18 protein-coding genes and 4 pseudogenes are annotated in these 24487 nt (G+C 70.0%); 11 read left to right on the top strand and 11 right to left on the bottom strand.

The window, feature by feature from the left end:
- Window positions 1-201 precede the first annotated feature (201 nt).
- The 3 genes and pseudogenes from RV986_RS11405 to RV986_RS11395 all read left to right on the top strand — a co-directional run.
- Window positions 202-1110, top strand: a pseudogene (locus RV986_RS11405) (IS701 family transposase); the annotation flags it as partial.
- A 57-nt stretch (window positions 1111-1167) separates the two neighbouring features.
- A protein-coding gene (locus RV986_RS11400; protein WP_475917277.1) for an IS3 family transposase occupies window positions 1168-2408 on the top strand; the annotation gives its coding sequence in 2 pieces (ribosomal slippage) (window positions 1168-1441 and window positions 1441-2408; 1242 coding nt in all).
- Between the two features lie 120 nt (window positions 2409-2528).
- Window positions 2529-3071 carry a hypothetical protein gene (locus RV986_RS11395; protein WP_475917276.1) on the top strand — a complete coding sequence of 181 codons (543 nt, stop codon included), beginning with the start codon at window positions 2529-2531 and terminating at the stop codon, window positions 3069-3071.
- Between the two features lie 164 nt (window positions 3072-3235).
- On the opposite strand, the gene RV986_RS11390 is transcribed toward RV986_RS11395, so the two are convergent.
- Complete coding sequence (locus RV986_RS11390; RefSeq protein ID WP_475917275.1) at window positions 3236-3442, bottom strand: hypothetical protein; 207 nt, start codon at window positions 3440-3442, stop codon at window positions 3236-3238.
- Window positions 3443-3882: 440 nt separating this feature from the next.
- Complete coding sequence (locus tag RV986_RS11385) at window positions 3883-4059, bottom strand: hypothetical protein (RefSeq protein ID WP_475917274.1); 177 nt, start codon at window positions 4057-4059, stop codon at window positions 3883-3885.
- A 102-nt stretch (window positions 4060-4161) separates the two neighbouring features.
- On the opposite strand from RV986_RS11385, the pseudogene RV986_RS11380 reads away from it, so the two are divergent.
- From RV986_RS11380 to RV986_RS11370, 3 genes and pseudogenes are all read left to right on the top strand, one after another.
- Window positions 4162-4895 (top strand): annotated as a pseudogene (locus RV986_RS11380) (IS3 family transposase); the annotation flags it as partial.
- Window positions 4896-5036: 141 nt separating this feature from the next.
- The gene (locus RV986_RS11375) at window positions 5037-5264 is read left to right on the top strand and encodes a helix-turn-helix transcriptional regulator (RefSeq protein ID WP_475917273.1); all 228 of its coding nucleotides are present in this window, start codon (window positions 5037-5039) and stop codon (window positions 5262-5264) included.
- A gap of 45 nt (window positions 5265-5309) precedes the next feature.
- Complete coding sequence (locus tag RV986_RS11370; protein ID WP_475917272.1) at window positions 5310-5903, top strand: hypothetical protein; 594 nt, start codon at window positions 5310-5312, stop codon at window positions 5901-5903.
- A 284-nt stretch (window positions 5904-6187) separates the two neighbouring features.
- On the opposite strand, the gene RV986_RS11365 is transcribed toward RV986_RS11370, so the two are convergent.
- Window positions 6188-7348, bottom strand: a complete 1161-nt coding sequence (locus tag RV986_RS11365; protein ID WP_475917271.1) for a magnesium and cobalt transport protein CorA — start codon at window positions 7346-7348, stop codon at window positions 6188-6190.
- A gap of 188 nt (window positions 7349-7536) precedes the next feature.
- On the opposite strand from RV986_RS11365, the gene RV986_RS11360 reads away from it, so the two are divergent.
- Window positions 7537-8745: a winged helix DNA-binding domain-containing protein gene (locus tag RV986_RS11360; protein WP_475917270.1), complete on the top strand. Its 1209-nt coding sequence runs from the start codon at window positions 7537-7539 to the stop codon at window positions 8743-8745.
- Between the two features lie 31 nt (window positions 8746-8776).
- On the opposite strand, the pseudogene RV986_RS11355 reads toward RV986_RS11360, so the two are convergent.
- The 4 genes and pseudogenes from RV986_RS11355 to RV986_RS11340 all read right to left on the bottom strand — a co-directional run bounded on the left by RV986_RS11355 (window position 8777) and on the right by RV986_RS11340 (window position 14567).
- Window positions 8777-9462, bottom strand: a pseudogene (locus tag RV986_RS11355) (LysE family translocator).
- 191 nt (window positions 9463-9653) lie between these two features.
- On the bottom strand, window positions 9654-10445 hold the full coding sequence (locus RV986_RS11350; protein ID WP_475917269.1) for a S1 family peptidase: 792 nt from the start codon (window positions 10443-10445) through the stop codon (window positions 9654-9656).
- 266 nt (window positions 10446-10711) lie between these two features.
- Window positions 10712-13531 (bottom strand): helix-turn-helix transcriptional regulator, encoded by a 2820-nt coding sequence (locus RV986_RS11345; RefSeq protein WP_475917268.1) that lies wholly within the window; start codon window positions 13529-13531, stop codon window positions 10712-10714.
- 196 nt (window positions 13532-13727) lie between these two features.
- A complete protein-coding gene (locus RV986_RS11340; protein ID WP_475917267.1) occupies window positions 13728-14567 on the bottom strand; it encodes a helix-turn-helix transcriptional regulator in 840 nt (279 codons plus the stop codon).
- A 102-nt stretch (window positions 14568-14669) separates the two neighbouring features.
- On the opposite strand from RV986_RS11340, the gene RV986_RS11335 reads away from it, so the two are divergent.
- The gene (locus RV986_RS11335; protein ID WP_475917266.1) at window positions 14670-16349 is read left to right on the top strand and encodes an AMP-binding protein; all 1680 of its coding nucleotides are present in this window, start codon (window positions 14670-14672) and stop codon (window positions 16347-16349) included.
- A gap of 44 nt (window positions 16350-16393) precedes the next feature.
- A complete protein-coding gene (locus RV986_RS11330) occupies window positions 16394-18010 on the top strand; it encodes an AMP-binding protein (protein ID WP_475917265.1) in 1617 nt (538 codons plus the stop codon).
- 125 nt (window positions 18011-18135) lie between these two features.
- Here RV986_RS11330 and RV986_RS11325 read toward each other — a convergent pair whose 3' ends face one another.
- The gene (locus tag RV986_RS11325; RefSeq protein ID WP_475917264.1) at window positions 18136-19011 is read right to left on the bottom strand and encodes a hypothetical protein; all 876 of its coding nucleotides are present in this window, start codon (window positions 19009-19011) and stop codon (window positions 18136-18138) included.
- Window positions 19012-19263: 252 nt separating this feature from the next.
- On the opposite strand from RV986_RS11325, the gene gcl reads away from it, so the two are divergent.
- On the top strand, window positions 19264-21048 hold the full coding sequence (gcl, locus tag RV986_RS11320; protein ID WP_475917263.1) for a glyoxylate carboligase: 1785 nt from the start codon (window positions 19264-19266) through the stop codon (window positions 21046-21048).
- 271 nt (window positions 21049-21319) lie between these two features.
- Here the strand turns inward: gcl and RV986_RS11315 are convergent, their stop codons facing one another.
- From RV986_RS11315 to RV986_RS11305, 3 genes are all read right to left on the bottom strand, one after another.
- On the bottom strand, window positions 21320-21556 hold the full coding sequence (locus tag RV986_RS11315; protein ID WP_475917262.1) for a hypothetical protein: 237 nt from the start codon (window positions 21554-21556) through the stop codon (window positions 21320-21322).
- A 185-nt stretch (window positions 21557-21741) separates the two neighbouring features.
- On the bottom strand, window positions 21742-22635 hold the full coding sequence (locus RV986_RS11310; protein WP_475917261.1) for a 2-hydroxy-3-oxopropionate reductase: 894 nt from the start codon (window positions 22633-22635) through the stop codon (window positions 21742-21744).
- 24 nt (window positions 22636-22659) lie between these two features.
- The gene (locus tag RV986_RS11305; RefSeq protein ID WP_475917260.1) at window positions 22660-23517 is read right to left on the bottom strand and encodes a TIM barrel protein; all 858 of its coding nucleotides are present in this window, start codon (window positions 23515-23517) and stop codon (window positions 22660-22662) included.
- 168 nt (window positions 23518-23685) lie between these two features.
- On the opposite strand from RV986_RS11305, the pseudogene RV986_RS11300 reads away from it, so the two are divergent.
- Window positions 23686-24476 (top strand): annotated as a pseudogene (locus tag RV986_RS11300) (IS256 family transposase); the annotation flags it as partial.
- Between the last annotated feature and the right edge of the window lie 11 nt (window positions 24477-24487).

The raw sequence follows: 24487 nt of genomic DNA, 5'->3' as shown, positions 1-24487 counted from the left end.
GACCAAGGGCACCTGAGATGCCATGCCGTAGGTCAACCACCACTAGTACTCCAGCCGGACTTCTGTATTTCTCCTGGTCAACGGCCTGGCGGTGGGGAGTGTAGCGAGGGTTTGGCATGGGTGGGACGGTCTTGGGCCGACCGTCCCACCAACGAGTGCCCGCGCCGCATGCAGTGACAGTGCGACGAGCAGTCCGTTGTCGTGATCCACGATGTACCGACGAACACCTGGGACCTGGAACTCGAAGAACTCTTCCTGCAGACCGGAGCCCGCTTTTGCCGTGTAGAAGCCCGGCGGCGGATGCGGGACTACGTCCGCGGACTGCTCGGCCCGGTAGGCCGAAAGAACAGCTGGCAGCTCGCCGAATACGCCGGCCACGCCACCCCGCACGGCCTGCAGCACCTGCTCTCCCACAGCCGCTGGGACGCCGACGGCCTGCGCGACGACCTGCAGGCCTACGTGGCCGAACAACTCGGCTGTGTAGACGGGGTGTTGATCCTCGACGACACCGGCTTCGTGAAGAAGGGCACCACCTCCGCAGGGGTGCAACGCCAATACTCCGGCACGGCCGGACGGACAGAAAATTGCCAGATCGGTGTCTTCGCCGCCTACGCCACCACCCGCGGCCATGCCCTGATCGATCGCGAGCTCTACCTGCCCAAGTCCTGGACAGGCGACCGGGACCGCTGCCGAGCGGCCCGCATCCCCGACGAGCGCACCTTCGCCACCAAGGGCGAGCTGGCCCGCGACATGATCCTGCGCGCCCTGGCCTCTCCGCTCCCTGTCGCCTGGGTCACTGCGGATTCCGCCTACGGACAGGACTCGTGCTTCCGGCGTTTCCTGGAAGACACCAAGCTCTCCTACGTCGTTGCCGTCCCCAAGTCGCAGCAGGTGAACGGCCCGCGCATCGACCATCTCATCACCCAGGCCCCGCCCGAGGCATGGCAGCGTCTGTCGGCGGGGCCAGGAGCCAAGGGCGAACGGTTCTACGACTGGGCCGCCGCCCGTCTGCCCGCCGTGGCCGAGTCCGACGGCGGCGAGCCGACCCGGCAGCGGTGGATGCTGGCCCGCCGCAGCATCAGCAAGCCCGACGAGATCGCCTACTACCTCGCCTGAACCGTTCCGGGTTTGATCGAGGCTCGATCTTTTGGAAGGATCGAGTCCGTTATGGCGAAGCAATACCCGAAGGAGCTCAAGGAGCGGGCCGTGCGTCTGGTCCTGGAGACGCGTGATCAGTACAAGACGGAGTCCGCGGCGATCCGGTCGATCGGAGCGAAGCTCGACATCGGGCCGGAGTCCCTGCGGAACTGGGTGCGTCAGGCCGAGGTCGACGCCGGTGCCCGGACCGGGACCACGACCGGGGAATCCGCCCAGCTCAAGTCCCTCAGGAAAGAGGTCGCCGAGCTGAAGCGGGCGAACGAGATCTTGAAGGCTGCGGCGAGTTTCTTCGCGGCCGAGCTCGACCGGCCACACACACGCTCGTAGCGTTCATCGACGAGCACCGGGACCGCTTCGGCGGAGTCGAGCCGATCTGCAGGACGCTCACCGAGCACGACTGCAGCATCCACCCGTCCACCTATTACGCGTACAAGAAACGTCCCACGTCGGCCCGTGCCCTGCGAGACGCGGAACTGGCGCCGCTGATCGTCAGCATCTACCAGGACAACTACAGCGTCTACGGAGCCCGCAAGATCTGGGCCGAGCTCAAGCGCCAGGGCCATCAGGTGGCCCGGTGCACCGTCGAGCGGCTGATGAAGGCCGAGGGCCTGGTCGGGGCGGTGCGCGGCAAGAAGGTCGTCACCACCCAAGTGGCGGACAGGGAGGCCGAGCGGGCTCCGGACCGGCTCAGCAGGCAGTTCGTGGCCAGTGCTCCGAACCGGGTATGGGTCGCGGACTTCACCTACGTGGCCACCTGGTCCGGCACTGTCTACGTCGCCTTCGTCGTCGACACCTTCTCCCGCCGGATCGTCGGCTGGTCCGCAGCGACGAACAAGCAGACCCCGCTGGTGCTGTCCGCACTGGAAATGGGGCTGTGGCAGCGTGACCGGGCCGGAAACCCCGTCACCGCAAGGGAGTTGATCCACCACTCCGATGCCGGATCGCAGTACACCAGCTTCCGGCTCGCCACCCACCTGGCCGCCGAACAGATCGCCGCGTCCATCGGCACCGTCGGGGACGCCCTCGACAACGCCCTGATGGAATCGACCATCGGGCTCTACAAAACCGAGCTCATCAAGCCGCAGCGGCCCTGGAAAGCCCTGAGCAACGTCGAGTTGGCCACCGCTGAGTACGTCGATTGGTACAACCACCGTCGACTCCACGGTGAGATCGGCCACGTCCCACCCGCCGAATACGAAACCACCCACTACCAGAACACGCAAAAACAGCAGGTCACAGCCACAATCTAGAGTCTCTACCGAACCCGGAACGGTTCAGTCGACAATGCCCGGAGCCGCCGACGGGTGCTGATTCCCAGGCGGGACTACACCCGCACGGCCTTCGTCCGCTGGCTATACAGAGCAAGACCCATGCAGTCCATCGAATTCGTCAAGACGCCGGGCAGCATCTACCTCGGCGAGCGCCTTCGCCCCGGAGAGATAGGCGAGGCAGCCAGCTACCTCGGAAGCAAGGGCCTGGTCGACTTCATGGACTGGGGAGTCGGCACGCCGTTCGACCCGAGACTGACCGCGCAGGGCACCGACTGCGCAGAGAGTAGGAAAAGCGTGTCGGAATTCTTGACTCCACCTCCGGTCGCACCGGTGTTCAACCAGAACAATTACGGCGGCACGAACGTGCAGGGCATGCACATCACCCAGAACAACGGGGTGTCAGGCCCCGAGTTGGTCGCACTGGTCACGCAGTTGCGATCGCTGGAGCCGCGTGTCGCTGAAGCGCAGCGCCAGGAGTACACCGAGGCAGTGGCGACACTTGATGACCCCGGGCAGGACCCCGAGCAGCGTGCCACCGCTTGGCAGAGGATCAAGAGCGCGCTCATGCAAGCTGGCTCAAGTGTGGCCAGCGCGGAGTTGCTCCATCTCGGGGAACAGGTCGTCCACGCGATCAGCGGGTAATGCCGATGCCGCATCGCTTCATGAATATGCGACACATGAACATGCGGCTTCACCAGTCCCAAGGCCGGGGCAGACGGAGGCGGTCGCCGATGGGTTCGCCGCTCTTGGTCGCCCGGAGGAGGGACAGACCGAGCGGTCAGCGATCGTCCTGCGCCGTCGCCTAGCTAGTGGATGTGGCGCTTGGCGTGTGACCAGCCGAGGGTGTCGGCTTGCTCGCGACTGCCGGCCGGACCGGTCTCGCCACACTGCTCCATTGAGCCCTGGCCAGTGCGCACCCAGGTCGTGCAGACCCAGGCGTATGGGGAGAAGGGCCTGCCCGGGGTCGGGTTGACCGCGTAGGTGCGTTCGGGATGCTGCTCGTTGCTCGCCATGGCCTGCTCTTCTCTCCTCGGGCTCTGTCCTGATCCGGGCGTCGGGTGGCGGGCTCGACGAGGGGAACTCTGATGTCCGTTCTGGCTTCCGACAGTGTTTCGCCGCCGTCTGACCCGAGCCTACCGGTCGGCCCGTGGGAGAACATGAAGCCGCCCAATGCCGAGCCCGCCTTCACCATCCGCGACTCCCGCTGACTCGCCGATCGGTTCCGGAAAGCGCAACACCGTCAGACCATCTCAGGTCCCCGCAGTCTCGACCACGGTCTCGGGGTGCGGCACCTGGGTGGGACTTCGGAGATCACCTACAGTCACCGTCGGGCTGAACATTCCGGAGAACTGGCGATAGTTGAATATGCGAGCTCACCAGTACCAAGTCCCGTATCGGTGGGGAGATCCGCCGAGCAGGTGTGGGGTCACCCCCGAGCAGGGGGTGGTCGCTTTCAAGGGGCGCCATCAACGCTGGTGCATCCCTCCGCGAACCGCCGCTCCAGGTAGGGCTTGTAGGGGTCCAGCCTGCTGGGTCGGGGCTGGTTCTCGCGGATGGTGTCCTGCCAGCGTGCGGCGGTCGCGTATCGGAGCACGGTGTTGAGGCCCCAACCCAGGTGCCGGGCGATCACCCGGCGTGAGTGGCCTTGGGCAAGCAGCTCGTGGACTGAGGCTGATCCTTTGGAGTGGACACCCTGACAATGGATCTTGATGGTCCAAGGAGGGATGTCCAGGTGGGACGCAAGTCTCCGTATCCGGAGGAGTTCAGGAAGGACGCGGTCGCGCTCTACCGCACCGCGGGCGGCAAGCGCACATACGCGGCGGTGGCGGCGGACCTCGGCATCACCGCCGAGTCGCTGCGAACGTGGGTCCGCAAGGAAAACGAGTCCCAGGCACTGCCCGAGCGCCGCGAGGCCGGCGGGAGTCCGGCTGAGGAACTGGCCCGGTTGCGGGTGGAGAACGCCCGGCTGCTGAAGGCGGAGAAGGAGTGGCAGCTGGAGCGCGAGATCCTGCGCCGGGCAGCCGCCTGTTTCGCCCGGGAGGTGAAGTGAGCCCCCGCCGCTGGGACTTCATCTCCGAGAATCGCGCCGCCTTCGGCGTGAAGCAGATCTGCCGGGTCCTGGGGGTCTCCCGCTCCGGCTACTACCAGCACCGGGCCACTGCAGACGCCCGCGCCGAAGGAGCCGTCGAGGAAGAGCGAACGGTGTCGGAGATCCGACAGATCCATGCCGACCACCAGGGCGCCTATGGCGCCCCGCGCGTCCATGCCGAACTCCGCTCCCGCGGGAAAAAGATCAACCGCAAGCGCGTGAGCAGGCTGATGAGGATCAACCGCATCGTCGGACGGCACCTGCGGCGCAAGAAGCGCACGACCATTCAGGACAAGACGGCCCCGCCAGTGCCGGACCTGGTGATGCGTGACTTCACGGCGGACATGCTCAACACCAAGTGGTGCGGCGACATCACGTAGGTACTCGGCTGCGTCCCTCACATTCAGGAACGCTTTACCGACGGCGCCAGGCGCGTCCAGGGCGGTGGAGGGAGCGAGTAGCGGGCGAGCAGCCATGGGAGTCCTATAGAGGGGTGAGGGGCCACGGACGGGGAGAGCGTGAGGCTCCTACCAAACTTCTCGCCCCACACCCTGTACGTCTGGCGGCACCGGCGGCAAGGACCGCCGAGCTTCCGTATGGGACAACGCGGCCGCGTCATGTACCGGCTGGAAGCCCTCGACGTCTGGGTTCGAGAACAGGAGCACGCTGATTCGCGCGCCAACACGTCCCTGAGCCCGCTCAACACAGCACCACGGATGCGCTCGGACTACGACGCGAGCGCCTGAGGGGCCGTCTGCCCCACCTCCTTATCACCTACTGGAAGGAGCCGCTTGGCCGGCTACATCGAAGACCGCTGGCTCACGAAGAAGAAGGACCCTGTCACCGGCAAGCGGGCACGCACGGCCCGCTACGGCAAGGGTTCCCGGTACCGGGTCGCTGGTATCCCCGGGGTCCGGGACAAATCGTTCGATGTCCTCGAAGACGCCAAGGCGTGGCTACGCAGGGCGGGTACCGACAGCGAACGGGGTGAGTTCGTCGACCCGCGCGACGGATCGATCACGCTGGACGACTACGTGACACGCTTCTGGCAGGCGGGAGTCCGTGGCGCGCCAGGTACAGTCAAGCGCATCGACGAGCGGGTCCGTCTACACATCCGGCCGCATCTTGGCACGGTTTCCCTGCGTGACATCACGCCGGCGGTCTTGCGCGGGTATATCGCCGCGCTGGAGGGCGAATGCGCTCCGCGCTACGCACGGCAGATCCCGGGCGAGTCCGTGGTCACGCTCGCTCGGTGGCTTGGCCACTCGACCCCCACCATCACCCCCGACTTCTACGCCCACTTCATGCCCGAGGCCGGCGGAAAGGGGCGCAGTGCCATCGACGCACTCCTCAACCGAAGCGCCCGGGTCGTCACGGCCGGGTAGTGGGCACGCTACTTGGACGCCTACGAGAAGAGGGGCGCAGCATTTGCTGCGCCCCTCTTCGGCGTTCCCGTCCGGAAGTGCGGTTACCCTCCGTGATGTTCGGAGTCCGCCGTTGATGCTGATGCCCCAAGGTTCAGCAAGACCGTTGGCCCGCGGCGGGGAGAACCGGCCGACGCGGAGCACATCTCATTCTCCCCAGATTCTCCCCAGCGGCCCGAGAGCGGCCATGACACGTGTCCTCGATGCTTCGAGTCCGCAGGGCACGCGGTCGTGCGGCCGATTACTCAGAGCCAGTCCTTCCGCTTGAAGATGAGATACAAAGTGGTGCATACGACCGCCATCAGGACGATCGCGAAGGGGTATCCCATCGCCCAGTGCAACTCCGGCATGCGCTCGAAGTTCATCCCGTAGATCGTCCCGACCAGGGTCGGGGCGAACAGGATGGCCGCCCACGACGAGATCTTCTTGATCTCCTCGTTCTGTTCGAAGCCGGCCTCCGCCAGTGCGCGCATTTCGGCGTTCTGCTGTTGGGTGACCAGGGTCGCGTTGACGGTGAGGATGTCGGCGAGGGCCTGGCGGAAGCCGTCGACGCGTTCGCTGGTGTGGGTGACGTGGTCGGCGACGTCGCGGAGGTAACGCTGGAGTTCCTCGTCGGTGCCGTACTTGGCGAAACCCGCCATCAGGCCGTGCAGCATGCCGACCAGGGGCCGGGTGGCGCGCTGGAACTCGACCATTTCGCGGGAGAGTTCGTAGATACGGCGGGACACCTCGGGGTCGCCGCGGAAGACCTCGGTCTCGATCTCGTCGATGTCGTTCTGGACGCCGGACACGACGGGCACGTAGCCGTCGACGACGGAGTCGAGGATCGCGTAGAGAACGGCCTCCGGGCCGAGTTTCAGCAGCTCCGGGCTGTCCTCCAGACGGCTGCGCACCGCCGAGAGGTCCGGTGCCGCGCCGTGCCGGACGGTGATCAGGAAGTCGGGCCCCACGAACACGTGCAGCTCGCCGAAGTCGACCTCCTCCAGCGCGTCCAGGTACCGCGCGGCGCGCAGCACGACGAAGAGCGTGTCGCCGTAGCGCTCCAGCTTCGGTCGCTGGTGCGCCTCCAGCGCGTCCTCGACGGCGAGCGGATGCAGATCGAACTCGGCGGCCAGGGAGTGGAGTTCGGCCTCCGTGGGGCGGGCCAGGCCGATCCATGCCATGCCGGTCGGCTGGTCACGCAGCTCGCGGAAGGTGTCGGCGAGGGAGGCGGGGGTCGAGACGCGTACGCCGTCGCGGTACAGGGACGCCTGTACGACGCTGCCGACTTCGGCGGGTTCCGGCTCCGGCGGGTCGGGGCGCGGCGTCGACGGCTCCACGCCGGCCGTGGCCGGCGCATTCAGGGCACGTCGCCAGACGGACTTCCTGCCGTTCTTGGCGTCGGATCGGGGGCGTCGCTCGGACATTGCGGCTGCCTCCCAGGTCGTACGTACGTCTGTGTGATCGTGGAGGATCACAGGGGATCACGGGGCAGGATATACGGGTCAAATGTCGTGGGCGGGAAAGTGGGCGTACCGCCGGGGTGGACATTCCCCCAGAGGTTCCCAGGAATCGCGGACAGAGGCTGTCCGCAAGCCGCGTTAACGTGCGCGGCATGACGACGAGGACGAGCAGCGGCGAGGGCGACGGCGACAGCGGCGGTGGCACTGGCAGCGGTGGTGGCACTGGCAGTGCTGCGAAGACCGGTGCCGGTGGGCGTGCCGCCCGCCCCGCGGCACCGGTGCTCGACACCCGTGCCCTCAACCGCGCCACCCTCGCCCGCCAGCTCCTTCTGCGCCGCTCCGCCTCCCGCACCGCTGTCGACGCCGTCCGGCACCTCGTCGGCCTCCAGGCCCAGAACGTGCGGCCGCCGTACTACGCCCTCGCCGCCCGGCTGGAAGGGTTCCGGCCCGAGGAGCTGTCGACGGCCATGGCGGACCGTGCCGTCGTCCGCATCGTCACCCTGCGCTCCACCATCCACACTCACACCGCCGCCGACGCCCTCGCCCTGCGCCCGCTCGTGCAGGCCGCCCGCGACCGTGAGCTGAACTCCTTCCGCAAGGGGCTCGTGGGCGTCGACCTGGACCGGCTCGCCGCGATCGGCCGAGAGCTGGTGGAGACCGAGCCGCGCACCATGAAGCAGCTGCGTGCGGAACTGCTCGCCCACTGGCCGGACGCCGACCCGTTCGCCCTCTCGGTCGCCGCGCGCTGCCGGCTGCCGCTCGTCCAGGTCACCCCGCGCGGACTGTGGGGCCGCAGCGGCCAGGTCGCCCTGACCACGGCCGAACACTGGCTGGGCCGCCCCAGCGAACCGCCGCCGGACCCCGACGCGACCGTGCTGCGCCACCTCGGCGCGTTCGGCCCCGCCTCCGTCAAGGACACCCAGACCTGGGCGGGCCTGACCCGGCTGCGCGACACCTTCGAACGCCTCCGTCCGCGGCTGCTCACCTTCCGCGACGAGAACGGCGTCGAGCTCTTCGACCTCCCCGACGCACCCCGCCCCGACGCGGATACCCCGGCCCCGCCGCGGTTCCTGCCCGAGTTCGACAACCTGCTCCTCTCGCACGCCGACCGCTCCCGGGTGGTGCCCGCCGACCTCAAAGGGCGCACCTGGTCGGGCAACCAGGCGCACCGCACACTGCTGGTCGACGGCTTCCTGGCCGGGCTGTGGCAACAGGAGGGGGACGTCCTCACCGTCGAGCCCTTCGCGGGGCTCACCAAGGCCCAGCGCGACGAGGTCGTACGGGAGGCGGAGGGGCTGCTCCGCACAATGTCAGGAGCGTCGGCGTCGTACGACATCCGCTTCGGGACCGTAACCGGGTGAGGCAGGGCGCCCGCGCGCCCGTCCGGGGGCCTCAGTCCGCCCGGCCCGTCACCGCGACCGTCACCCCGAGCCCGATCATCGCGCAGCCGCCCGCGCCGCCGATCAGCGACATCCGGCGGGCATGGGGGTCCCCCCTGTTCGAGCGAAGCCGAGAACTTGGGGGAGGGCGAACCAGGAGCGGGCCGCGGACGCCGTCAGCCCCCACACCGTGTCGCTGACCAGCCCGATGCAGATCGGGATCAGGCCGAGCGTCAGCATCTGCACGGGGACCCGTCCGGCCGAGTGGTCCACGAACTGCGGCAGTACGGCGGCGAAGAACACCAGGCCCTTGGGGTTGGTGAGGCCGACCAGGGCGCCGTCCAGGACGGTCCGCAGATCACCGCGCGGCGCGGTCGTCGGGCCCCGGCGCAGCGCCGAGGCCTTCATCTCCTTGCGGTGCCGGAACGCCTGTACCCCCAGGAAGACCAGATAGACGGCGCCCGCCAGCTTCACCGTCAGGAAGACGACGGCCGAACGTTCGACCAGCGAGCCGATCCCGAAGGCGACCGCGGCCACCAGCAGATACGAGCCGAGGACATTGCCCAGTGCGGTCATCACCGCCGTGCGCCGGCCGTGTGCGAGGGCCCGCCCGATCACGAACAGCACACTCGGCCCGGGAATCACGATCACCAGCAGCGACATCGCCGCGAAGGCCAGGAACCGGTCGGTGGACACCATGCCCATCACCCCCCAATGATCGCCATTCAAACAGGGGCCCCGCGGTCCCGGACCCGGAACCGAGGTAATGCCCTCCTTCGGCGTGGCGACATGGATAGGGGGCGTTGCGGGCCGCTCGTGGAGGCCCGCAACGCCCCCTGGCTTTCACCTGAGGGGTGCTCAGGAGTCTGGAGAAACCTTCAGCACGGTGACTACGAGTTGACCTGGGTCGTCACCAGGTTCGAGAAGGTCGTCAGACGGGTGTAGACGCCCGGGTAGCCGGCCTCCGCACAGCCCTCGCCCCAGGACGTGATGCCCGCCAGGACGCCGCCGAGGAGCAGCGGGCCGCCGCTGTCGCCCTGGCAGGTGTCGACGCCGCCGGAGGTGTATCCGGCGCAGACCATGTCGCTGGCGACGAAGTCGGAGCCGTAGGAGCCGGCGCAGCTGGAGTTGGACACGATCGGGACGGTCGCGGTGCGCAGCTGGTTGGAGGAGCTGCCGTTCTCCGAGGTGGTGCCCCAGCCGATGATGCGGGCGGTGGCGCCGGTCGCGTACACGCTCGTGTCCGTGGAGGCGACGTACGACGCCGGGGTGTACGACATCGACGTGGACAGGGTCAGCACGGCCACGTCGTCACCGTTGGTGGCGTCCGTGTAGTCGGGGTTGATCCAGATCTTGCTGACCCTGCTGACGGTGCCGTTCGTACCGTTGAGGTACGTTCTGCCGCCGACGACGCGGACACTGCTGGTGGTCTCGCCGACCATGCAGTGGGCGGCGGTGACGACCTTCGTGGCCGAGACCAGGGTGCCGCCGCAGAACTGGTTCTGCGAGGCGTCCGTGATCTGCATCATGAACGGGTACGCGGTCGTGGTGGTCGTCGTGCCGCCGACGATCGGCTGGGGGGCGGCGACGGCGCCGGGTGCGCACAGGAGAGCGGTCGCGGCGGCGGCAGCGGTTGCCGTACAGAGGGCGGCGGTCTTCTTGGCGCGGTTGAGGCCGAACATGGATCTCCTCAGAAGTTGCCGGTGGGGGGACGCGCGGGTGTGGGGGGTGTCGCACGGCGTCTGTGGGTGGACGCCGTGTGCCCGAGCGAGCGGCACGACGCTCACGCTAGAAGGGCGGACGCTCCGCTTCCAAGAGGGGAACCCCCTAGGCGAGTTGCGACAGGGAAAACCCTTGCCCGAGGGGTGCGGGGTTTAGCGGGGGATTCTTCGGCTGCGGGGAACTTCGCGTGGTCACCCGCGTACCCGTACGTACCCCGCGCCCCGCTTCACCCGTTTCGGCGCCCCGCCGCCAGCCGCACGATGTCCACCCGCGACCGGATCCCCAGCTTCCGGTACACCCGTGTCAGCGTCGCCTCCACCGTCTTCACACTGATGAACAGCCGCGCGGCGATCTCCCGGTTGGTCGCGCCCTCCATGACGAGCGCGGCGACCTGACGCTCCGTCGCGGCGAGGCTGTCGAGCGCGGCGGGCGCCAGGGCCGCCGTGGCCGAGGCGGCCGGACCGGCCGCCGTCGCCGACTCCACCTGCCGCAGCCAGGGCAGCGCGCGGCACCGCCTGAACAGCCGGGTCGCCTCGTCGTACGAGGTCGGTCCCGGCCGGTGGGTGCGCAGCCCGGCGAGGGCGTACGCGGCACGGGCCTCCTCCAGGCCGTAGCCCAGTTTGCCGAGCCGGTCCTGCGCGGCCGTCAGCTGTCGTACGGCGGGCCCCTGTTCACCGCGCGCGGCCCGTACCAGCGCCTCCGCCCGGTCGAGCACGGCGAGCACGCTCTCGCGCCCGAGCCGCAGGGCCCGCGCCCGTGTGGCGTCGATGACGTCCTGCGCCTCGACCGGCTCGCCGATGCGTACCAGCGCCTCGGCGAGGTCGCCGTGCCAGCGGCCCCGGGCCGGGTCCGTGACCCCCAGCCGTTCCTCCAACTCCCGTACGCGCCGCAGGGATTGCACCACCGCCAGCGAGTTGCCCGCGACCAGCTGGGCGTGCCCGAGGGCGCCCAGGGCGCGCGAGAGATAGACCCAGTCGCCGTCCTCCTCGGCGCGGTCCACGGCCTCCCGGGCCAGTGCCAGCGCCCGGTCCACGTCGCCGCCCGCGGCCTCGGCGAGCGAGGTGAACATGGCGGTGGCGGCCTCGCCGATCCCCGTGTCGCGGGCCAGCCGCAGGCTCTCGCGGGCCAGGTCGAGCGCCCGCCCGCAGTGTCCGGAGCGCAGCTCGGTCTCGGCGAGCCCGCGCAGGAAGTGCACCTCGCTCTCGACCATCCCGCGCCGCCGCACCTCGCGCAGCAGCGCGGTGATCGTGGTGCGTGCCTCGGCGAGCTGGTCGCCCATGATCAGCCAGCGGAAGCGGGCGGCGCCGGCGCCGTTGTGGTCGCACGCCACCCGGGGGTCCTGCGGTTCGCGCATCGCGCGCTGGATGGTCGCGGGGGCGCCCGGGTGCCCCATCAGGGTCTCCATCTGGGCCTGGAAGCCCAGCGCGAGCAGTTCGGTGGGCCGGTCCCCGGCCCGGGCGGCGAGCTGGGCGGCGATGGCGGCCTCGTCGCGGCCCTTGGCCATCTCGCCCTCCACGAGCAGGGCCCGCCAGGCGAGTTGGTAGCGCACGAGCGCGAGCAGCCGTGGGTCGTCGCCCGCGTCCGCGAGCGCCTGCGGGAAGACGGCGTCGACCTCGGCCATGGCCTGCCCGGCGGCGTCGATGACGACCATCCAGGCGCGGACGCGCTCGGCCGGCGCGGTGACCCGGCCGAGCACCTCGCGGGCGATGTCCCGTGCGAGGTCCGACTCGCCGGCGGTCTGCGCGTCCTCGGCGGCCTGCAACCGTCGCTCGTCCGGGCCCGGCACGGTGTCCGGGGGCGTGTGCCGGGCCGCCAGCAGCCCGAGCCCCGCGGCGACCGAGGGCGCGCCGCGGTCCCGGGCCGCGGCCGCCGCCTCCCCGAGCCGGGCGGCGACCCGCGGGTCGGTGCCGGTGGTCGCCAGGGCGAGATGCCGGGCCCGCTCGATGGGATCGGAGGCCGCCGTGGAGAGCGCGGCGTGCGCGGCGCGCCGCTCCTGGGCGCTCGCCTCGGCGTACAGGGCGGCCGAGATCAGCGGATGCGCGAACCGGATGCCCGGTGTCTCACGTTCGGTCGCCAGCAGCCCGAGCGAGGCGGCGTGCGCGGTCTCCGCCTCGGCGTTCTCCCGTCCGGCGGCGTGCAGCAGCGCCAGCGTGGGGCGGGCTCCCGCACTGGCGACGAGCAGGGTGCGACGCGCCTCGGCGGAGAGTATCTCCAGGCGGCTGAGGACGAGCGCGCGCAGCGAGGTCGGCACCGGCAGCGGTTCGCCGGGGCTCGGCCGGGCCGGGTTCTCGGCGAGCGCGCGGCCGAGTTCCAGCGCGAAGAGCGGGTTGCCGCCGCTGGTGCGGTGGATGTCGCGGACGGTGGTGCGCGGCAGCCCGGTGTAGCCGCGGTGGCGGAGGAGTTCGGCGACCTGCGTGCGGGAGAGCGGGTTGAGCCGCACGGCCAGGGTGTCCGGAGGGGACGCGCGTAGATAGCGGTCGTGCTGTTGGTCCCGCGGTTCGGTCTCGGTGCGGACCGCGCACAGCATCCGTACGGGCATCTCACCGAGCCGGCGGGCGGCGAAGCCGAGCAGTTCGGCGCTGGCCGGGTCCAGCCACTGCAGGTCGTCGGCGACGATCAGGACGGGACCCTGGGCGGCCAGGGCGCGGAGCACGGAGAGGACCGCGAGCCGCAGGGCGAGGCCGTCCCTTTGCAGAGTTGATTCGCCACGGCCGGTGAGCGCGGATTCCAGTGCCGTGCGCTGGGGGGCGGGCAGCCGGTCGGAGACCTCGTCCACCACCAGGCCGAGGAGGTCGGCCAGGGCCAGGAAGGGCAGATGGGATTCGGACTCGGTCGCCCAGCAGCGCAACACGGTGTGTGCCGATTCGGCGGATTCCGCGGCCAACGCGCGCAGCACGGTGGACTTTCCTATTCCCGCGGGGCCGTGCACCAGCACACTGCCTCCGCCGGAGAGCTGCTCGCGGGCGCCCGCGAAGAGCTCGTCCCGGCCGATGACCAGGTCGGGGCGGGGTCTCGCAGGCTCCTTGAAGTCCCCTCGCACGGTCACCGCTCCCCTCGTATGTCGTGTCCGGGCCAATATTAGGCAACGACTCTTTGAATTTCGGAGTCTAGGGGTGGTGAGGGAAATAACAGGGAGTTCGCATAAGGCATTTCAGGGCGCGCTGGATTGAATGGAAATCGCCAGGAGAGGGTGCGGCGCGACCGGTGCCGGGGGGCGCGGAGCGCCGGGAGCCCGCTCGGCGCTACGGCAGTAGTCCCGCCCGCCGCGCGGCGACCACTGCCTCCAGGCGGGTGTGCGCGCCGAGCTTGCGCATGGCCGAACGCAGATACCCCTTGACCGTCTCCGGGCGAAGCCCCAACCGCTCGGCGGCGGCCCCGTTGGTCGCCCCGGCCGCGACGCACGCGAGAACGTCCACCTCCCGCGGGGCGAGGCCGACACCGGCCGCACGGGTGTCGGACGACGCCGCACCGGCCAGGCGTCCGCAGGCATCGAGGAGTTCGGCCCTGAGCGCCGGGTCGAGGATGCGTGGCGCCAGCGCCCGCAGCGCCCCGTGCGCCTCGCGCACCTCCTCCCACGCGGGCCCCCCGAGTGCCGGTCCGGGCCGCTGGGCGACGGCCAGCAGTCCCCGCGCCTCGTCCCGCGCCAGCAGCGCCTGCTCCACGTCCCGGGCCGCCGCCACGGCCGCACCGAGCGTGCGGTCACCCAGGGGCTGGGCCGTCCGCAGGGCGCCGTACAACACCCCGCGCACCCGACGGCGTACGACGACGGGTACCGCCAGCACGGAGCACAGCCCCTCCGTGGCGACCGCGACGTCGTACTCGTGGCTGATCTGCCGCGAGGTCGAGTAGTTCGTCACCGCGCACGGCCGGGCGAGGGCCACGGCCTTGCCGCCCAGACCGTTGCCCGACGTCACCGCGAGCGCGCTGAGGGCGGGTGTCGCCGTGCCGCTGAGTTCGCTGATGCGCATCTGCGCGCGCCCCTGCTCGACCAGGCCGCCGAAGGCGACCGGCAGCCCGGTGGCGCGCCGCAGCCGTACCAGCGCACCACGCATCTCCACCGCTTCGGCTGCGTCTGCTGTCACCTGATCGCCCCTTCGCCGCGGCGCACCCCCCGTTCGGGGGTGGTGAGACCTCCATCACGGAAGACACGATGGTATGCGGCCGCGCGGCAACCAGGAGGACACATGACGGTGACGAAGGGCGCGACGGACGAGTTCCGCGCCGCGCGGGACTTCCTGCTGGAGCACCGCGAGGACTACGCCACGGCGTACGAGGGCTTCGGCTGGCCCCGTCCGGAGTCCTTCAACTGGGCACTCGACTGGTTCGACGTCATCGCACGTGACAACGACCGCACCGCCCTGCACATCGTCGAGGAGGACGGCGAGCGCGCCGACTTCTCCTTCGCCGCCCTGTCCGAGCGCTCGAACCGCGTGGCCAACTGGCTGCGCGCGCAGGGCGTCCGCGCCGAGGACCGCATCCTCGTCATGCTCGGCAACCAGGTCGAACTGTGGGAGACGGCCCTCGCCGCGATGAAGCTGCGCGCCGTCGTCATCCCCGCGACCACCCTCCTCGCGCCCGCCGACCTGCGCGACCGGGTCGAACGCGGCCACGTCCGGCAGGTCCTCGTGCGCGCCGAGGACGTGGACAAGTTCGACGAGGTGCCCGGCAGCTACACCCGGATCACGGTCGGCGGCGCACGGCCGGGCTGGCAGTCCTACGAGGACGCGTACGCCGCCGACGCGGCCTTCGAACCGGACGGCGTCACCCACTCGGACGACCCGCTGATGCTCTACTTCACGTCCGGGACCACCGCCCGTCCCAAGCTGGTCGAGCACACCCACGCCTCCTATCCGATCGGCCATCTGGCGACGATGTACTGGATCGGGCTCAAGCCGGGCGATGTGCATCTGAACATCTCCTCGCCCGGCTGGGCCAAGCACGCCTGGTCCAACCTCTTCGCGCCGTGGAACGCGGAGGCGACCGTCTTCATCCACAACTACACGCGCTTCGACGCGGTCCGGCTGATGGCGGAGATGGACCGTGCGGGGGTCACCACCTTCTGCGCCCCGCCCACCGTGTGGCGGATGCTCATCCAGGCCGATCTGACCCAGTTGCGCACCCCGCCGCGCGAGGCCGTCGCCGCAGGGGAGCCCCTGAACCCCGAGGTCATCGAGCAGGTGCGGCGCGCCTGGGGCGTCACCATCCGGGACGGTTTCGGGCAGACCGAGACGGCCGTCCAGGTCTCCAACAGCCCGGGGCAGGAGCTCAAGACGGGTTCCATGGGCCGGCCCAGCCCGGGCTTCCGCGTCGAACTCCTCGACCCGGTGTCGGGCGCGCCGGGCGTCACGGAGGGGGAGATCGCGCTCGATCTGTCGGACCGACCGGTGGGCCTGATGACCGGCTACCACGGCGCCCCCGACCGTACGGCGGAGGCGATGGCGGGCGGTTACTACCGTACCGGCGACATCGGTGCGAGGGACGCGGACGGATACATCACCTACGTCGGTCGCGCCGACGACGTCTTCAAGGCCTCCGACTACAAGATCTCGCCCTTCGAGCTGGAGAGCGCGCTGCTGGAGCACGAGGCGGTGGCGGAGGCGGCCGTCGTCCCCGCCCCCGACGCACTGCGGCTCGCCGTCCCGAAGGCGTACGTCGTCCTCGCGGCGGGCCACGAACCGGGCCCCGACCTCGCGAAGGTGCTCTTCGAGCACTCCCGCACGGTCCTCGCGCCCTACAAGCGCATCCGCCGCCTGGAGTTCGGCGAGCTCCCCAAGACCGTCTCCGGCAAGATCCGCCGGATCGAGCTGCGCGAGGCCACGGCCGCGGGTTCGGACGCCGAGTACCGCGAGGAGGACTTCCGGTGAGTGATCCGGTGAGTGATTCGGTGGGTGTGCCAGTGAGTGTGCCGGTGAGCGAACTCTCCTACGCGCACGGCACCAGCGCGACGACCCTGCTCGGCGACACCGTCGGGGCCAACCTGGACCGGGCCGTCGAGGCCTGGCCGGATCGGGAGGCGCTGGTCGACGTGCCGTCCGGACGGCGCTGGACGTACGCCCGATTCGCCTCCGACGTGGACCGGTTGGCGTGCGCGCTGCTCGCCAGTGGGGTCGCGAAGGGCGACCGGGTGGGCATCTGGGCGATCAACTGCCCGGAATGGGTGCTCGTCCAGTACGCCACCGCCCGTATCGGCGCGATCATGGTGAACATCAACCCGGCCTACCGCACCCACGAGGTCGAGTACGTCCTCAAGCAGGCCGGCATCTCGGTGCTCTTCGCCTCCCTGAGCCACAGGACGAGCGACTACCGGGCGATGGTCGAGCAAGTGCGCCGCGCATGCCCGCAGTTGCGGGAGACGGTCTACATCGGCGACCCGAGCTGGGACGCCCTGGTGAGGCGCGCGAGCCCCGGTCCGCACGACGACCTCCGGACCCGCGGGAGCGAGCTGTCCTGCGACGACCCCATCAACATCCAGTACACCTCGGGGACGACGGGCTTCCCCAAGGGGGCGACCCTCTCCCACCACAACATCCTCAACAACGGCTATTTCGTGGGCGAGTCGATCGCCTACACCGAGCAGGACCGGATCTGTGTCCCGGTGCCCTTCTACCACTGCTTCGGCATGGTGATGGGCAATCTCGCCGCGACCTCGCACGGCGCGTGCCTGGTCGTCCCGGCACCGTCCTTCGACCCGGCGGCCACGCTCCGGGCGGTCCAGGACGAGCGCTGCACCTCGCTGTACGGCGTACCGACCATGTTCATCGCGGAGTTGAACCTCCCCGACTTCGCGACGTACGACCTGTCCTCGCTGCGGACCGGCATCATGGCGGGCTCGCCGTGCCCGGTCGAGGTGATGAAGCGGGTGATCGCCGAGATGCACATGGCGGAGGTCTCCATCTGTTACGGCATGACCGAGACCTCGCCCGTCTCGCTGCAGACCCGGCGCGACGACGACCTGGAGCACCGCACCGGCACCGTCGGCCGGGTGCTCCCGCACCTGGAGGTGAAGGTCGTCGACCCGGTGGACGGCGTGACCCGGCCGCGCGGCACCGCCGGAGAGCTGTGCACCCGGGGCTACAGCGTGATGCTGGGCTACTGGAACGAGCCGGAGAGGACCGCCGAGGCCGTCGACGCGGGGCGCTGGATGCACACCGGTGACCTCGCCGTGATGCGCGAGGACGGTTACGTCGAGATCGTCGGCCGTATCAAGGACATGATCATCCGGGGCGGCGAGAACATCTACCCGCGCGAGATCGAGGAGTTCCTCTACGCCCACCCGAAGGTCGCCGACGTCCAGGTGGTCGGGGTGCCGCACGAGCGCTACGGCGAGGAGGTGCTCGCCTGCGTCATCCCGCGAGACCCGGCCGACCCGCTGACACTGGAGGAACTGCGCGCCTTCTGCGAGGGCCGCCTGGCGCACTACAAGATTCCCAGCCGGCTGCAGGTCCTGGAGTCCTTCCCGATGACGGTGTCGGGGAAGGTACGGAAGATCGAACTGCGGGAGACGTACGCCGACCAGGTGTATTGACCCACAGGGTCGTTCGTCGTCGGACCGGTCGGGCCCTTCTCGCGTGCGCGGTCGGCGGCGTGTGCGAGGAGGGTCCGGCCCCTTCTCCGGATCACCCGCTTCTCCGGATCACCCGCTTCTCCGGATCACCCGGTCCCGTCGGGTCGGCCTCCGGTGGCGACGAGTTCGTCGGCGGGGCCGTTCACCGGCTGCGGGGTGCCCGTGAGGTCGAGGACGAAGAGTGGGACGCCGAGGGTTTCGGCGCGGGCACGGGCGTCGTCCGCGTAACCGGACAGGCAGAAGTAGACGCAGCCCGTCGACTCCGTCATGGCCGTCAGCCACAGGCATTCCACATCGCGCAGTGAGGCCGGGCGGACGGTCGGGTCGACCTGCGCCAGGATTCCCCGGGCCGCGAGTCCGATCCCCGACGGGGGCCGCTGGTCCGCCCTGCGGATGTCGCGGTAGCCGAGCCACCGCAGGTACAGCGCGGCCGCCGTCACGGCGTCCCGGGCGGTGCGGATGGTGACCGGCTGGAAGGCCGGGCGGGGTGTCGGGGCGGTACGGGGCAGCGGGAGACGGTCGGGGATCTCGGGGATCCCGTGGCTCGTGGGGGCGGTGGTGGGCTCCGGTGGTGTCCCGCCCGTGTCGAGTGCCCGGGTGTCGGGTGCGTCCCCGCCGGGCGCCGAGGTCTCGGCGGTGTGCGGCTCGGGGTCCACCGGGGCGACGGTGACCGGCGCGATCCGCGCGCGCAGGGGACGCCGTACCCCTCGTACCGGAATCCGCAGCACGGCTCCGCACGGGCAGCCCAGTTCCGGATGGGGCCACTGATCGGCGCGGCCGCAGGTGGCGCAGGGGACCGTGACCCACTCCTCGTCCCAGGTGCGGTGGGTGACGGGTGCGGGATCGGCGAGGCGGTCGAGCGGGGGTGTGACGGGGGTGCCGCACACGCACGGATACGACGGCGCGGCAAAGAGATGCTCGCGACGACAGGCCGGACACCGCACCGGCACGCTCTCGGCCATGGCCCACTCCAGGACGTCACGTCGGGACAGCGTGTCAATCGTCCTCCAGCGAGGGGGCCCGCGGCAGCGAAACGCTCCGACAAGCCCGCCCCCTTCCCCCTTGCGGACACCGCGCCGTGCCCACCCTTGACGCCCCTCGACGTGCCACCTACATTAATTTCAGATAGCAGAAGTTAGTTTCCGCAATGTGGAATATGTTGTGGAATGTGTGGACTATTGAATGTGTGGCGACAGCCGAAGCAGGAGTACTCCATGGCCCGTATGACCGCTGCCCGCGCGGCAGTCGAGATCCTCAAGCGTGAGGGCGTCAGCAACGCGTTCGGCGTCCCGGGTGCGGCGATCAACCCCTTCTACGCGGCCCTCAAGGCCTCCGGCGGGATCGGTCACACCCTCGCCCGGCACGTCGAGGGCGCCTCGCACATGGCGGAGGGCTACACCCGGACCCACCCGGGCAACATCGGCGTCTGCATCGGCACGTCGGGCCCCGCCGGTACCGACATGATCACCGGCCTCTACTCCGCCCTCGGCGACTCGATCCCGATCCTCTGCGTCACGGGCCAGGCCCCGACCGCCGTGATCCACAAAGAGGACTTCCAGGCCGTCGACATCGCCTCGATCGCGGGGCCGGTGACGAAGATGGCGGTCACCGTGCTGGAGGCGGCCCAGGTCCCCGGAGTCTTCCAGCAGGCCTTCCACCTCATGCGCTCCGGCCGTCCGGGCCCGGTCCTCATCGATCTGCCCGTCGACGTCCAGCTCACCGAGATCGAGTTCGACCCGGAGACGTACGAGCCGCTCCAGGCGTACAAGCCCGCCGCCACCCGTGCCCAGATCGAGAAGGCGCTCGGGCTGCTGAACGCGTCCGAGCGCCCCCTGATCGTCGCGGGCGGCGGTGTCATCAACGCCGACGCCTGTGAACTCCTCGTCGAATTCGCCGAGTTGACGGGCACTCCGGTCGTCCCGACCCTGATGGGCTGGGGCGTCCTCCCGGACGACCACGAGCTGAACGCGGGCATGGTGGGTCTGCAGACCTCGCACCGCTACGGCAACGCGACCTTCCTGGAGTCCGACTTCGTCCTCGGCATCGGCAACCGCTGGGCCAACCGTCACACCGGCCGGCTGGACGTCTACACGGCGGGCCGCACCTTCGTCCACGTCGACATCGAGCCCACCCAGATCGGCAGGATCTTCGCCCCCGACTACGGCATCGCCTCCGACGCCGGGGCCGCGCTGAAGCTGTTCGTCGAGGTGGCCGAGGAACTCAGGGCCGAGGGCAGGCTGCCGGACCGGTCCGCGTGGGCCGCGTCCACGCAGGAGCGCAGGGCGACCCTCCATCGCCGTACGCACTTCGACGACATCCCCATCAAGCCGCAGCGCGTCTACGAGGAGATGAACAAGGCCTTCGGCCCCGAGACCCGGTACGTCTCCACCATCGGACTCTCGCAGATCGCCGGCGCCCAGCTGCTGCACGTCCACCGGCCCCGGCACTGGATCAACTGCGGCCAGGCCGGCCCGCTCGGCTGGACGGTCCCGGCCGCGCTCGGCGTCGCCAAGGCCGACCCGGAGGCCTTCGTGGTGGCCCTCTCCGGCGACTACGACTTCCAGTTCATGATCGAGGAACTGGCCGTCGGCGCCCAGCACCGGATCCCGTACGTCCATGTCCTGGTCAACAACGCCTACCTGGGCCTGATCCGCCAGGCGCAGCGGGCCTTCGACATCGACTTCCAGGTCAAGCTGGAGTTCGAGAACATCAACTCGCCCGAGCTCGGCGTCTACGGCGTCGACCACGTCAAGGTCGTCGAGGGCCTCGGCTGCAAGGCGATCCGTGTCACCGACCCGGCCGAGCTGGGCGCCGCCTTCGAACAGGCCAGGAAGCTCGCCGCCGAGTACCGGGTGCCGGTCGTCGTCGAGGCGATCCTGGAGCGGGTCACCAACATCTCGATGTCCACCACGAACGACATCGGCAACGTCGTGGAGTTCGAGGAGATCGCGACCGAGCCGAGCCACGCGCCCACGTCCATCAGGACGCTGAAGTTCTGACGTACGCGTCCCGCACGTACCAGGGGCGGTCGCGTCCCGTACGTACCAGGGGCGGTTCACCGTTTGGTGAGCCGCCCCCGTGTTGTTCACCCGTTCCCCCGTACCCCCGTTACGGGGCCCGCCGCCCCCGTGCCGGCGGGCCCCGTGTGCCGAGAATGTGCCCGCACCCGGGGGGAGTTGAAGCCCCTGGGGCCGTGTTCAGAGCTTGATTTGAGGGTTGCGTAGGCGGCGTACGACCAGTGGAGTACGCCAGGTGGGTGGGTGCGGGCTCTCAGTCGGGCGGGGGCACGTATTCCGACAGCCCGGGCCAGTCGTCGGGGCCGCCGCCCTGCCAGTCGATGATGTCGCTCTCCTCGACCTCGATCTCGTCGAGGTCGACCTCGGCCCGCCGCAGGATCTCGACGACATCGTCGAGGTGATAGGCGACACCGAGCGTCTCGTCCCCCGCGGTGACCCGCCGCGACCCGTCCAGCGCCGGGGCGTGCACGACGATGCTGGGATAGTCCATGCCCCCAGGCTGCTGCGCCCCGACCGAATCCGCACCCCGGGGGGCGCACGGCGATGCGCCCTGGGGCGACGGAACCGGGGTGCGCCTTCCCTCAGGCCGAGAAGGGGGCATGGTTCCGGGTTCCGGGCGGCGCCACCGCTGGGGCGCGACAGGACAGGTGCCGGCGGTACCGCCACCCGGAGGTCTCAGAGCCGGGCGCCCGAGAGGCGCTCGACCGCCCGCAGCAGGGCCGAGTGGTCCAGTCCGCCGTCGCCCTGGGTGCGCAGCGAGGCGATGAGCTGGGCGGCCACGGCGCCGACCGGCAGCGCGGCGCCGACAGCGCGGGCGGCGTCCGTGACGATGCCCATGTCCTTGTGGTGCAGGTCGATACGGAAGCCCGGCTTGAAGTCGCGCTTCAGGAAGTTGTCCTTCTTGCGCGTCAGCACGGTCGAGCCCGCGAGGCCGCCGCCCAGGACGTCGAGCGCGGCCCTCAGGTCCACGCCGGACTTCTCCAGGAAGACCACGGCCTCGGCGCACGCCTGGATGTTCACGGCGACGATCAGCTGGTTCGCGGCCTTCACGGTCTGTCCGGAGCCGTGCGGGCCGCAGAGCACGATGGTCCTGCCGAGGGCCTCGAAGATCGGCGCGGCCTCGTCGAAGTCCGCCTGCTCGCCACCGACCATGATCGACAGTACGGCCTCGACGGCACCGGCCTCACCGCCGGAGACGGGGGCGTCGAGCACGCGGATGCCCTGGGCCGCGGCCGCCTTCGCGAGGTCCACGGAGGTTCGCGGCGTGATGGACGACATGTCGATCAGGAGGGCGCCGGACCTCGCGTTCTCCAGGACGCCGCCGGGGCCGTACGAGACGGCCTCGACCTGAGGGGAGGCGGGCACCATCGTGATGACGACGTCGGCGTCCCGCACGGCTTCGGCGATCGAGCCGGCGGCGGTGCCGCCGGCGGTGGCCAGCCGCTCCAGCTTGTCCTGCTCCAGCGTGCAGCCGGTGACGTCGTACCCGGCCTTGATCAGGTTCTCCGACATGGGGGAGCCCATGATGCCGAGCCCGATCCACGCGACCTTGGGGAGGTTGCTGCTCATGAGGGTGCCTCTCTCGTGTCCTGGTCAGCGGGCCGGTCGGGCCTCGGGCGGCAGCCAGGCGAAGGAGTCCGCGCTCGGGCGGTCGCCCGGCTTGTACTCCAGGCCGACCCGGCCCGCGTAACCGGCCTTGCGCAGCCGGTCGAGCAGGTCCTCCAGCGGGAGCGTGCCCGTGCCCGGGGCGCCGCGGCCGGGGTTGTCGGCGATCTGCACATGGCCGGTCCCGTCGGCGTACCGCTCGATCACCGACGGCAGGTCCTCGCCGTTCATGGACAAGTGGTACAGGTCCATGAGGAACTTGGCGTTGCCGAGCCCGGTCGCCTCGTTGACCCTGTCGACGACGGCGACACCCGCGGGCGCGGTCACCAGTGGGTAGAGCGGTGACTCGGGCTTGTTGAGCGTCTCGATCAGCAGGATCGCGCCGATCCGGTCGGCGGCCCGCGCCGCGAGGACCAGGTTCTCCAGTGCGAGCGCGTCCTGCTCGGCCGGGTCCACGCCCTCGACACGGTTGCCGTACAGGGCGTTGAGCGCCTCGCAGCCGAGCGAGTGCGCGAAGTCGGCGACCACGTCGATGTTGGCGCGGAACCTCTCCGACTCCACGCCGGGGATCGACAGTGCGCCCCGGTCGGGGCCCGGCAGCCGCCCCGCGTAGAAGTTCAGGCCCGTGAGCCGGACGCCCGCGCCCTCGATCGACTTCTCCAGCGCGTCGAGCTCGGACCGCTCGGGGGTGGGGGAGTCGACCCAGGGCCACCACAGCTCGACCGCGGTGAAGCCCGCCGCGGCGGCGGCCGCGGGGCGCTCCAGGAGCGGGAGTTCCGTGAAGAGGATCGACAGGTTGACGGTGAAGCGCTGCTCCGTGGCGGTGCCCCATTCAAGACCTGGCATCTGGCCCGACGCCCCCTTCGGTTCCGTATTGTGGAAGTTGATTTCTGCTTAATGGAAGACTGCCGTCGGGCCTCGAGCCGTGTCAAGAGGGGGCTGCCGGAAAAACGGCGCCGCGCAGTGGGTCTGTACGGTCTTCGGTGTAACTCCCGATCATGGAAGTAGCACCTGATGAGCGACATGACTGTCTCTGCCGAGGCGGTTGAAGAGGTCCGGCCGGTCGAGTTGTCGGCGGACGTGCTGGACGAGCAGTTGATCGGGCAGTTGGTCGACCGGGCCCGCGCGAGCGGGCTGCAGTTGACCGGCGAGGGCGGGCTGCTGCAGCAGCTGACCAAGCGCGTGCTGGAGTCCGCCCTGGAGGGCGAGATCACCGACCACCTCGGCTACGAGAAGCATGATCCGGCTGGCGCCGGCAGTGGCAACAGCCGCAACGGGGTCCGGTCCAAGACCGTGCTGACCGATGTGGGGCCGGTGGAGATCACGGTGCGCGTGACCGCGACGGCAGCTTCGAACCGCAGATCGTCAAGAAGCGCCAGCGGCGGCTGGCCGGCGTGGACGAGATGGTGCTGTCCCTGTCCGCTCGGGGTCTGACGCATGGTGACATCTCTGCGCACCTGGCCGAGGTCTACGGCGCGAGTGTGTCCAAGCAGACCATCTCCACCATCACCGACAAGGTCATGGACGGGATGGCGGAGTGGCAGAACCGGCCGCTGGACCCGGTCTACCCCGTGATCTTCATCGACTGCGTGCACGTGAAGGTCCGCGACGGGCAGGTGGCGAACCGGCCGATCTACGTTGCCCTCGCGGTGACCGTGGACGGCACCCGGGACATCCTCGGTCTGTGGGCCGGCGACGGCGGCGAGGGCGCCAAGTACTGGCTCCAGGTTCTGACCGAGATCAAGAACCGCGGCGTCGAGGACGTGTGCATGGTGGTCTGCGACGGCCTGAAGGGCCTGCCCGACTCCCAGGGCCA

It is taken from the genome of Streptomyces sp. RLA012, from assembly GCF_056270325.1.
This window is presented reverse-complemented; position numbering and strand designations above follow the sequence as displayed.

Coding starts and splice junctions, on each gene's coding strand:
- RV986_RS11335 (WP_475917266.1), top strand. CDS start 14,670: ATGACGGTGACGAAGGGCGCGACGGACGAGTTCCGCGCCGCGCGGGAC.
- RV986_RS11395 (WP_475917276.1), top strand. CDS start 2,529: ATGCAGTCCATCGAATTCGTCAAGACGCCGGGCAGCATCTACCTCGGC.
- RV986_RS11310 (WP_475917261.1), bottom strand. CDS start 22,635: ATGAGCAGCAACCTCCCCAAGGTCGCGTGGATCGGGCTCGGCATCATG.
- RV986_RS11350 (WP_475917269.1), bottom strand. CDS start 10,445: ATGTTCGGCCTCAACCGCGCCAAGAAGACCGCCGCCCTCTGTACGGCA.
- RV986_RS11315 (WP_475917262.1), bottom strand. CDS start 21,556: ATGGACTATCCCAGCATCGTCGTGCACGCCCCGGCGCTGGACGGGTCG.
- RV986_RS11360 (WP_475917270.1), top strand. CDS start 7,537: ATGACGACGAGGACGAGCAGCGGCGAGGGCGACGGCGACAGCGGCGGT.
- RV986_RS11325 (WP_475917264.1), bottom strand. CDS start 19,011: ATGGCCGAGAGCGTGCCGGTGCGGTGTCCGGCCTGTCGTCGCGAGCAT.
- RV986_RS11390 (WP_475917275.1), bottom strand. CDS start 3,442: ATGGCGAGCAACGAGCAGCATCCCGAACGCACCTACGCGGTCAACCCG.
- gcl (WP_475917263.1), top strand. CDS start 19,264: ATGGCCCGTATGACCGCTGCCCGCGCGGCAGTCGAGATCCTCAAGCGT.
- RV986_RS11365 (WP_475917271.1), bottom strand. CDS start 7,348: ATGTCCGAGCGACGCCCCCGATCCGACGCCAAGAACGGCAGGAAGTCC.
- RV986_RS11305 (WP_475917260.1), bottom strand. CDS start 23,517: ATGCCAGGTCTTGAATGGGGCACCGCCACGGAGCAGCGCTTCACCGTC.